The sequence below is a fragment of the Butyrivibrio sp. genome, from assembly GCF_017940685.1.
GTDB lineage: Bacteria > Bacillota > Clostridia > Lachnospirales > Lachnospiraceae > Butyrivibrio.
Genome location: NZ_JAGAYD010000047.1, coordinates 1 through 7,226, shown reverse-complemented (window position 1 = coordinate 7,226; position 7,226 = coordinate 1). Strand labels below are relative to the sequence as shown.

5 protein-coding genes are annotated in these 7,226 nt (G+C 41.5%); all 5 read left to right on the top strand.

What is annotated here, in order from left to right:
- Positions 1 to 394, top strand: a 394-nt coding sequence (locus tag J6I68_RS03515) for an isocitrate/isopropylmalate family dehydrogenase (RefSeq protein WP_292217468.1), incomplete at its 5' end; no start/stop codon positions are given.
- Entirely contained in the window at positions 372 to 2,060 is a 1,689-nt protein-coding gene (locus tag J6I68_RS03510; RefSeq protein WP_292217466.1) for a glycosyltransferase family 39 protein, read from the top strand. The genes J6I68_RS03515 and J6I68_RS03510, both read left to right, overlap by 23 nt.
- Before the next feature lie 18 nt (positions 2,061 to 2,078).
- Positions 2,079 to 3,749, top strand: a complete 1,671-nt coding sequence (ilvD, locus tag J6I68_RS03505) for a dihydroxy-acid dehydratase (protein ID WP_292217470.1) — start codon at positions 2,079 to 2,081, stop codon at positions 3,747 to 3,749.
- 34 nt (positions 3,750 to 3,783) lie between these two features.
- The gene (gene ilvB / locus J6I68_RS03500) at positions 3,784 to 5,466 is read left to right on the top strand and encodes a biosynthetic-type acetolactate synthase large subunit (protein ID WP_292217464.1); all 1,683 of its coding nucleotides are present in this window, start codon (positions 3,784 to 3,786) and stop codon (positions 5,464 to 5,466) included.
- A 36-nt stretch (positions 5,467 to 5,502) separates the two neighbouring features.
- Entirely contained in the window at positions 5,503 to 7,020 is a 1,518-nt protein-coding gene (locus J6I68_RS03495; RefSeq protein WP_292217462.1) for a L,D-transpeptidase, read from the top strand.
- The last annotated feature ends 206 nt before the right edge of the window (positions 7,021 to 7,226 follow it).

Sequence of the window (7,226 nt, the reverse complement as noted above, 5' to 3'; positions counted from 1 at the left end):
TTCACAGTTTGATGTGGTACTTACTGAGAACATGTTTGGTGATATTCTTTCTGATGAAGCCAGCATGATAACAGGTTCCATTGGAATGCTTCCCAGTGCTTCACTTAATGACACAAGCTTTGGACTTTATGAGCCAAGCCATGGAAGCGCTCCTGATATTGCTGGCAAGGACATTGCCAATCCTATTGCAACAGTTCTTTCAGCGGCAATGATGCTAAGGTACACCTTTAATCTTGATAAAGAGGCTGATGCAATAGAAAGAGCTGTATCAAAGGTTTTGGAAGATGGATACAGAACAGTCGACCTTCTTGGAAACTCAGCCGGAGATTCCTATAAACAGGTAGGTTGTAAAGAAATGGGAGATCTTCTCGTTGAACGAATCACTGACCTATAAAACTGAAAAGAAAATATATGATATATTGCCTCATGAACCAGAGACCATGGCGGCCACTTTGTTCGTTATAGGTATGGCTGCTTACTATTTCTGGAGGATGTTTGCAATAACGCCGAGTTACGATGAGCTTTATACCTATTACACATTTATAAGTAAGGGACCTGTTTACGCAGCTATTCACTGGCCCCTACCAAATAATCATGTAGGATATTCGGTATTATCAGCAATATTTAACTATACTGGCAATTCTTATATAGGTCTTAGGGGAGTATCTTTTGTCTGTGCGGTTTCAAACCTGATCCTTGTTTACAGGATATGCAAAAAATACTATGCTCACGGACTTGCTTTTTCAGCGATGCTTTTGTACTCATCCATGCAGATCGTCAACGAGTATTCAATACAGGGAAGAGGATATACTCTTGGAATAACCTGCTTTTTGATATCGATTTATTGCGCATCCTATATCTGCAGTGCTGACGAGACCAAGAATAAGTACTTTTGGGCACTTGGAATTTCTTTTGTTCTTTCGCTTTATACAGTTCCAAGCAATGTGTATTATGTGATCCCTGTAAGTATTGCAATAGGAGCATATCTTCTTATCAATGCTTACCGCAGCAGGGATATGCATGGGAATATTACCGAGACATCCTATTTTAAGAAGTTTAGAAAATTCTTTATTACCGGGATACTGGCAGCTCTTATTACTTTTTTCCTGTATGCTCTTATCTGGCTTGCAATTGGATCAAATCTGCTTGTAAAGACAGAGGGCAGTGGATACTTTGGGCTTAGCCATGCCACGGTACTTCTCAGGAGTCCTGTTACATCACTTCTGACAGGAGCCAGATATATGCTGGACCAGCCCTATATCCAGAGCTTGCCTCATGGGGAATTTGCGAAAAGAGTTCTTGGCTGGAGCAACAGCCTGTACGAATATATGCTCCCTGGCCTTGCTCTTACAGTACACATTGTAGTCCTGGTGTCCTTGGGAGTTGCAGTATATGAATGCATAAGGCACTTTGCTTATTCAAGGACCATTATAAATTTCATGGTGCTGAGCAATATGCTGGTTACAGGCGCTATGCTGCTGATCCAGCAAAAACTTCCGTATCTGAGAGTCTTTACTTACTCTGCAGTTGTTGTGACTTTGTGCTTTTGTGCATGCATTGAGAGACTTATAAATGTAACCATAAGGATTTACAACAGGGAGATAAAGGGGGCAGACGAAAAGACAGTTCACAAGGAAACAGAAACTACCATAAAGGGAGATAAGTGGTACTCCGGAATTGGTGTGTATATTCCTGTTCTGGCTGCCATAGTTCTTTTCACACTAAGGTTTCTGACACCATCATTTACCTGTCAGCTTGATGAAAGGGAAAATGATCTTCTTGAAACCTTGTATGTGGCATCTGTTGATAAAAGGCAGAACATGGCAGTCCTTGACTGTGATCAGCAGTATCTTCTTAAGTTTGCCTGGGATATAGACTGTGATAAAACTGATGTAAATGGCGCAGATTGTGTTATCATAGACAAAAACATGATGACGCCTATGTACAGCGGAGAGGATTTTTGGAAGTTCTATCAGACATATGAGACCATTGACTGGGATTATGTGAAAACTCTTCGGGCTATCTATGAAAATGAGAGATTCATTCTATATGTAAAATAAGGAGGAGATGAAATGGCTATGAATAGCGACAGAGTAATGAAGGGGCTTCAGCAGGCTCCACACAGAAGTTTGTTTAATGCACTTGGTTTTACAGAAGAAGAGAGAAACAAGCCGCTTATTGGTATTGTAAGCTCTTATAACGAGATTGTTCCAGGTCATATGAACCTCGATAAGATTACAGAAGCTGTTAAACTGGCTGTTGCTGAGGCTGGCGGAATGCCTGTAGTTGTTCCTGCGATTGCTGTTTGCGACGGTATTGCAATGGGACACATTGGAATGAAGTATTCACTTGTTACAAGAGACCTTATTGCTGATTCTACAGAATGCCTTGCAATTGCCCATGCCTTTGATGGAATGGTATGCATTCCTAACTGCGACAAGAATGTACCAGGTCTTTTGATGGCTGCTGCAAGAGTTAATATTCCTACTGTTTTTGTTTCAGGCGGTCCTATGCTTGCTGGAAGGATCGACGGACACAAGACATCTCTTTCATCACTTTTTGAGGCTGTTGGATCGGTTTCAGCTGGAAAGATGACTAATGAGAAGCTCTGCGAATATGAAGAGAAGGGCTGTCCTACCTGCGGATCATGTTCAGGTATGTACACAGCCAATTCCATGAACTGCCTTACTGAGACAATTGGTATGGGACTTCCTGGAAACGGAACAATTCCGGCTGTTTATTCTGCAAGAATCCGTCTTGCTAAGAAAGCGGGCTATGCAGTAATGGACCTTGTAGAAAAGAACATAAGACCAAGAGATATCATGACAAAGGACGCATTCATGAACGCTCTTACTCTTGATATGGCTCTTGGATGCTCAACAAATACAATGCTTCATCTTCCTGCTATTGCACATGAGGCTGGAGTAGAGCTCAACATGGAGATCGCTAACGAAGTATCTTCAAGGACACCTAATCTTTGCCACCTTGCACCTGCAGGTCCTACATACATGGAGGATCTTAACGAGGCTGGTGGTGTTCCTGCAGTTATGTCTGAGCTTGTTAAAAAAGATCTCTTAAACCTTGATTGCCTTACAGTTACAGGAAAAACTGTAAAAGAAAATATAGAAGGCGCTGCAAACAGAAACCCTGAAGTAATTAGACCAATTGACAATCCATACATGCAGTCAGGCGGAATTGCTGTTCTTAAGGGCAATCTTGCACCTGATACAGGTATTGTTAAGAAGTCAGCCGTTGTTCCTGAGATGATGGTTCACGAGGGACCTGCAAGAGTATTTGACTGCGAGGAGGATGCTATTGAGGCAATCCTTGGCGGCAAGATCGTTTCAGGAGATGTTGTTGTTATCAGATATGAAGGACCTAAAGGCGGCCCTGGAATGAGAGAGATGCTCAATCCTACCTCAGCAATTGCTGGTATGGGACTTGGATCAACTGTTGCCCTTATCACAGATGGAAGATTTTCTGGAGCAAGCAGAGGAGCATCTATCGGACATGTTTCTCCTGAGGCTGCTGTAGGCGGACCTATTGCTCTTGTTGAAGAGGGAGATATCATCAGTATAGATATTCCAAATAACTCTCTTAATCTCAAGGTATCTGACGAGGAGCTTGAGGCAAGAAGAGCTAAGTGGCAGCCAAGAGAGCCTAAGGTTACAACCGGATATCTTTCAAGATATCGTGAGCTTGTAACTTCTGGTAACAGAGGAGCTATCTTGGAAATCCCAAGAGCATAAATGGAGATAATATATTTGTGAGGAGTATGGAAAAATGGTATTAACAGGATCTCAGATTGTTCTTGAATGCCTTAAGGAGCAGGGGGTAGATACAGTATTTGGCTATCCTGGAGGAACAATCCTTAATGTCTACGATGAACTGTATAAACAGCAGGATAACTTTCTTCATATACTGACATCCCATGAACAGGGAGCGGCTCACGCTGCCGACGGTTATGCAAGATCAACAGGTAAGGTGGGCGTATGCCTTGCAACCAGTGGACCTGGTTCAACCAACCTTGTAACAGGAATAGCTACAGCTTATATGGACTCAGTTCCAATGGTGGCTATTACTGCCAATGTTAACCTGCCTCTTCTTGGAAAAGATACTTTTCAGGAGGTAGATATTGCAGGAATAACAATGCCTATCACCAAGCATGGTTATATTGTTAAAGACATAAAGGTTCTTGCTGATACCATTAGAAAAGCCTTTAAGATTGCAAGAACTGGTCGCCCTGGCCCGGTTATTGTGGATATTACCAAGGATGTTACAGCTGCAAGCTGCGAGTACAGACCTGTGATCATTACAGATGAAGAGCCTGAAAAGGACTTTAATGAGGACGATGTAAAGGCAGCTCTTAAGCTTATTAAGGCTTCAAAGAGGCCATATATCTATGTTGGCGGCGGAGCTGTAATATCCGGAGCATCAAAAGAACTCAAGGAATTTGCAGAGCTTATTGACGCTCCTGTGTGCGATACACTTATGGGTAAAGGCGCCTTTGATGCTGAAAACAAGCTCTACACAGGCATGATCGGAATGCATGGCACAAAGACCTCAAACTTTGGAGTAAGTGAGTGTGACCTTTTGATCACTCTTGGCGCAAGATTTTCCGACAGAGTAATTGGAAATGCCAAGACCTTTGCTGGAAAAGCCAAGATACTTCAGGTGGATGTGGATGCAGCGGAGATAAACAAGAACATTAGGACCAATGTTTCAGTTATTGGAGACCTTAAGGAAGTTCTTAAAGTGTTTAATTCAAAGCTTGAGCAGATGGATCACTCTGACTGGATAAAAAAGATCCAGGATTATAAAAAGAAATATCCGCTCAGCTATGAGACAAATAAGCTCACATGTCCTTATATAATTGAAGAACTATACAATCTCACCAAGGGAGATGCCATTATTTCCACAGATGTTGGACAGCATCAGATGTGGACTGCTCAGTATTACAAGTTTAACAGGCCAAGAACTCTTTTGACATCCGGAGGACTTGGTACTATGGGATATGGCCTTGGGGCTTGTATCGGAGCGCAGGTGGGTAATCCTGACAAGCTATGCGTCAATATCGCTGGTGATGGCTGCTTTAGAATGAACATGAATGAGCTGGCAACAGCTTCAAGATACAATCTCCCTATCATTGAGATCGTTATCAACAACCATGTTCTTGGAATGGTAAGGCAGTGGCAGACTCTTTTCTACAACAAACACTACTCACAGACAGTGTTTGAGGATAAGGTAGACTATTGCAAGGTTGCAGAAGGACTTGGATGTGAGGCCATAAGGATAACCAAAAAGTCTGAAGTTGTACCAGCCTTAAAGAAAGCTATTAAATCCAAGAAACCTGTTCTTATTGATTGTATAATAGAAGAGGATGACAAGGTATTTCCTATGGTGCCTGCTGGGGCGTCCATAAGTGAAGCCTTTGATGCATCTGATCTTGAGGCTAAAAAGAAATGATCTGAAGATAGACTTGTGAGGGGTTTATAGGAGATTATGAAAAAAGCACTGCGGGGCTCAGTGATAGGACTGGTGGCAATACTTCTTGTACTTGCCATTGTCTATGTCCTTCTGGGGTTTTATTACATGGAAGGTTTTCCATGTTTTACCTGGATCAATGGTGTCTATTGCACCGGAAAAACAGTAAATGAAGTCAATGAGGAACTTATCCAGAGTAGCGCCTATGATGGGGTTGCTATTCTGGATAAAAGTGGTGCAAGGCTTTTTGTCAGCGCAGAGGATGCTGAGATGAGCCTTGACTATACTGCCTCTCTAAGTGAAGCATTCTCTAGTAGAAACCCGTTTGCATGGGGCTTCTATGTCTTTAAAAATTTATACTACGATTACAATCCAACTATTTATATAAATAAGCAGAAGGTTATCGACAGGGTTTCCAACTGGGAGATCTTTGTCGAACCCAATGACCTTGAATGCAAAATTGAAAAAACAGCAAATGGGTACGACCTTGTAAATGCTTATGTTCAGGTTCCTGTAAAAGAAATAATATCCGAAAAAGCCTATGAGGCTATGGTAAACAGAAACAGTGTCCTTGACCTTACTGAAATGGAAGACTGTTATAAGATTTTGGATCTGACCAGGGATCAGAAGCAAAAGGTTGATTTCTTTTCAAAACTTGAAAAGATACAGAATATGGACATTACCTATATTGCTTCAGGAGAGCCTGTTAGCTTAAACAGCGGAAAAGCAAGCGACTTTATCCTTACAAAGAAAGACCTTGAAGGTGCATTAAGCGAACAGGTAAATGCGAAAAAGCCAGGAAGCGGACTGTTTTTGATTGACGGTAAAGAATGTAAGCTATCTGAAGATGATGAGATAACCATCTATGAAGGGGTGGCTGTTGATAAAGACGGTAATCCTATAGTCAGTGAAAGTAAAATCTATGCTTTTTTGAAAAGCGTTGCTGATAGTCACAGTACTTCCTGGATGATGAAAAGATACAGGGATGGTGAAAGCGCTGAAGTTATTATTAACAACAATAGTAAAGGACTTGGATCGATATATGATATTTCGTCCGAGTTTGAATATTTAAAGAGTCAGATATCATTGGGGGATCCCGTTTTAGAAACAAGGCAGCTGCAGCTTTCTAAGGATGCCACAACATACAATGCAGATGAACAGCTTGGAAGTACATACATAGAAGTTAACATGGGAGATCAGATTCTTCGTTACTACGTAGATGGCAAGCTTAACATGGAGATGCCTGTTGTAACTGGCAATATAAACCGTGGAAGAGGAACTCCTACTGGAATATATCCTGTTTACAATAAGAGGTATCATACCTACCTTAGGGGTGTCGACTATGTATCCTATGTCAATTACTGGCTGGGTGTACATAAAGGAGTCGGTATCCATGATGCCAACTGGCGCAGTAAATTTGGCGAAGAAATATATAAATCAGACGGCTCACATGGATGCATAAATTGCCCTGAGGAATCTGTTTCTATTTTGTGGGAAGTGGTAGAAGTTGGCACTCCGGTGATACTGTATTACTAAAAATACTTTATAAAAAATTTACTATATATTCTACCGTAAATAAACGATAATATATTTATGAACTTTTTGCTTATGATTGTGCAATGAATATTAATAAAAAGGAGAAGTGGCACATGAAGGTTGTATATGGGAAAAGCGGAACGGGAAATGTAGAAGAAGCAGTCAGGGGAATTTCCGGACCTAAACTGCTTATCATGACGAGTGGG

Coding starts and splice junctions, on each gene's coding strand:
- ilvD (WP_292217470.1), top strand. CDS start 2,079: ATGAATAGCGACAGAGTAATGAAGGGGCTTCAGCAGGCTCCACACAGA.
- ilvB (WP_292217464.1), top strand. CDS start 3,784: ATGGTATTAACAGGATCTCAGATTGTTCTTGAATGCCTTAAGGAGCAG.
- J6I68_RS03495 (WP_292217462.1), top strand. CDS start 5,503: ATGAAAAAAGCACTGCGGGGCTCAGTGATAGGACTGGTGGCAATACTT.